Source organism: Streptomyces rectiviolaceus (genome assembly GCF_039533825.1).
GTDB lineage: Bacteria > Actinomycetota > Actinomycetes > Streptomycetales > Streptomycetaceae > Streptomyces > Streptomyces rectiviolaceus.
This window is the reverse complement of the sequence record NZ_BAAAUG010000089.1, coordinates 1-3,408: the sequence shown is the minus strand read 5'-3', so window position 1 is coordinate 3,408 and position 3,408 is coordinate 1. Positions and strand designations below refer to the sequence as shown.

Genomic DNA, 3,408 nt, shown 5'->3' with positions numbered 1-3,408 from the left:
CTGGTGAAGCCATGTCATGTGTGTTTCTAATGGGTGCGAACTTCGCCCGGATAACCGGCGGCTGACCCATGCCGCCGAATCGGTGCGTGAATCTCGAGGGGACACACGCTGCGCAGGGCGCCTTCTGCTGAATTCGCGCCGCCTCGGCGAATCGGAATCGACTCGCACGGCTTCCCGGCCCTGCAACGCGTCCAGGATTGGGTTCAACATGGCTACCTCGGTCAATGCCGGTGAGGGCACGACATCCCGGTCCGACGGAATCGTCGTGGGCATCCCCGCGACGGTCCTGGACGTGATCGGCGGCCGGCTTCTGTCGCGCAGCGGCACCGAGGCGGTCAACTGCGGTGGTGCAAAAGGACTTTCCTACACCGAGCTGTGGGAGCGCGCCGAGGCGATAGCCGACGAGCTCGCCGAAGCCGGGGTCCGGCGCGGGCACGTCGTGTCCGTCCTGCTGCCCCGTACGACCGACACGGTTGCCGTGCTGCTCGGCATCTGGCTGGCCGGGGCCGTCTACGTACCCCTGGACCCGGCCTTTCCCGCCGAGCGGATCGAGTACATCCTCCGGGACTGCGCGAGCATGGTCCTGCTGACCCACGCGGATCTCGCGGAGCCGTTCGCCGAAGCGGTTCCCCGTGTCATCGCGCTGGACGCACCGCTCCGGCGGACGGGCCGCCGCCCCGGTGCCGAATCGGCCGCTCCGGCCGCCGGTGACGTCGCATACGTCATCTATACGTCGGGGTCGACCGGCCGCCCCAAGGGCGTTCAGGTGACCCACCGGTCGCTGCTCAACGTCACCCTGCGGATCGCGGAGATGCTGCGGCTCGGTCCCGATGACGTCTTCACCAGCGTCGTCAGCCCGGCGTCCGACGTGTCGCTGATCGACTATCTGGTGCCCCTGCTGAGCGGCGCCGGCATTTGCGTGGCACCCCAGGACGCCCTGGCCGACGCGGCGCGGCTCGGCCGGATCATCGCCGACAGCGGCTCCACCGTCATGCAGGCCACACCCGTCACCTGGCAGATCCTGCGGGAGGGCGAGTGGCGGCCCTCGGGTGCCTTCACCGCGCTGAGCGGCGGCGAGGCGCTGCCGGCCGATCTGGCCGTCTGGATACGCGACCACTGCACGAGGGGGATCAATCTGTACGGTCCCACGGAGACGACGATCTACGTGTCGGCCCAGGACCTGTCCCTCATCGACCTCCCCGAGGTGCACACGGTCCCCCTGGGAGACCCGATCGCCGGCGTCACCCTCTACGTACTGGACCAGGACGGTGCACGCGCCCCGGACGGCACCCCGGGTGAACTGTGCGTGTCCGGCGTGGCGTTGGCCCGCGGCTATCTGAACCGGCCCGAGGAGACGGAGCGGGCGTTCGTGCGGCACCCCTTCCGGACCGGGGAGCGGATGTACCGCACCGGCGACCTGGTGCAGCGCGACCGGAACGGCTCCCTGGAATTTCTCGGGCGCATGGACCACCAGGTCAAGGTGGTGGATGAGTTCCTGTTGACGCCGAACGGCACAGTTGATCGGGGTGCGTTGCCGGATCCGGGTGGTCGGTCGGGTGTCGGTGCGGGATGCGTTTGAGGTGGCGGGGTTGGCGCGGGGGACCGCCGGCTCTTCACCGGGCGCGTCGGACTGCTCCTGGGGAGCGCGCTCACAGGAACCGCCGCGACCTGGCAGGTCTACGAGATCTCGGGCTGGGTGACCAGCCTCCGGCTCGCGCAGGCCGACTTCGCGCCGGCGCCGGGCAACGCGCGGGCGGGCGCGGCCGCCCAGCTCCCGGAGCCCGTCCCCGACCGGGCGGACCAGCACTTCAGGAGGTGGTGATCCATGGCGACCACGGGAGCGACCCTGCGCATTCAGCTGCTCGGACCGGTACGTGCCTGGCGCGACGGGGCGGAGATGGCGCTTGGCCCGCCCAAACAGCGGGCCGTGCTGAGCCTGCTGGCGAGCCGGCCGGGCGACATCATGGGCGTGGAGAACATCGTGGACGCGGTGTGGGGCAGCGACGTCCCGCAGACGGCCGTGAACGGCGTGCACACCTATGTGGCCGGACTGCGCCGGGTGCTGGAGCCCGGGCGGGCCGGGCGGGCGGCCGGCACGGTGCTCGCCTCCGAATCCGGCGGGTACTGCCTGCGGGTGGATCCCGCGGACGTCGACGTCACGCTCTTCACCCGGACTCTGGGTGACGCGCGCAGGTCGCGGGGCCAGGGCGACGTCGATGCCACGCTGCGGCTGTACGAGCAGGCCCTGTCGTACTGGCACGGCGAGGCGCTGTTCAGGATCCCCGGCCCCTTCGCCGCGATGGAGCGCGACCGGCTGCGGGACCTGAGGCTGACGGTCGTGGAGGAGCGGGCCGCCGACATGCTGGCGGCCGGCCACCACGCCGAACTGGTCACCGAACTGCCGGGGACGGTGTCCGAGGAACCGATGCGGGAGAAGCTGCGCTGGCTGCTGATCCTCGCGCTCTACCGCAGCGGGCGCCGGGCCCACGCACTGTGGATGTACGAGGAGACCCGGGACCTGCTGATCCGGGAACTCGGCATAGAGCCCGGCGCCGACCTGCGCACGCTCCACGAGCAGATCCTGTCCGGGCATCCGGAACTCCTCGCGCCCGGCGCGGACACCGCATCCCCGCTGTTCGCGCACCGCCGGGGCCTGCTGCCCGGCACGCCCAAACCGGTCCAACTCCCGCCCCTGGCCCGGGGGTTCGTGGGCCGGACCGAGGAGCTGGCCCGGCTGGAGGAGGCGGTGCGGGGCGAGAGCGCCCGCGGCGGCCCGACGACGCCGGTCGTGGTGGTCGGCGGCCCGGCAGGCGTCGGCAAGACGGCGCTCGTGCTGCAGCTGGCGCACCGCCTCGTCGACTGCTTCCCCGACGGCCAGTTGTACGTGGACCTTCAGGGCGCCGACCTGGAGCGGGGGCCGGCGAGCGCCGCGGACGCCCTGGAGCAGCTCCTGGGCGGCCTGGGCGTGGACGGCGCACGGGTGCCGCCTAATTCGGCCGCCCGGACGGCCCTCTACCGGAGCCTGCTGCACGGCCAGCGGATGCTCGTGGTGCTGGACGACGCACACAGCGCCGAGCAGGTGCGGCCGCTCATCCCGCGCGGCTCGTCCGGCGTCCTCGCGACGAGCCGGCAGCACCTCGGCGCGCTCGCGGCCCGCGACGGCGCGCACCTGGACACGATCGGGCCGCTGACCGCCGGGGAGGGAGCGCATCTGCTGGCCCTGCTCAGCGGGGGACGGCTTGAACGACGGGATCCGGCCGCCGAGCGCCTGGTGGCGCTGTGCGGAGGGCTCCCGCTGCCGCTGCGCATCGTCGCCCAGTGGCTGGCGGCCAACCCCGGTGTACCGCTGAGTGCGCTGGTCGAGCAGTACACGACCGTACGAGGCCGCCTGGAACCGGCCCTAGGGGC

Annotated in this window: 3 protein-coding genes; all 3 read left to right on the top strand. The window is 72.1% G+C overall.

What is annotated here, in order from left to right; all coding sequences use genetic code 11:
• Positions 1–208 precede the first annotated feature (208 nt).
• On the top strand, positions 209–1,579 hold the full coding sequence (locus tag ABD378_RS24980; protein WP_344523948.1) for an amino acid adenylation domain-containing protein: 1,371 nt from the start codon (positions 209–211) through the stop codon (positions 1,577–1,579).
• 117 nt (positions 1,580–1,696) lie between these two features.
• On the top strand, positions 1,697–1,822 hold the full coding sequence (locus ABD378_RS24975) for a hypothetical protein (RefSeq protein ID WP_344523946.1): 126 nt from the start codon (positions 1,697–1,699) through the stop codon (positions 1,820–1,822).
• A gap of 3 nt (positions 1,823–1,825) precedes the next feature.
• On the top strand, positions 1,826–3,408 hold a 1,583-nt coding region (locus ABD378_RS24970), incomplete at its 3' end, for an AfsR/SARP family transcriptional regulator (protein WP_344523944.1).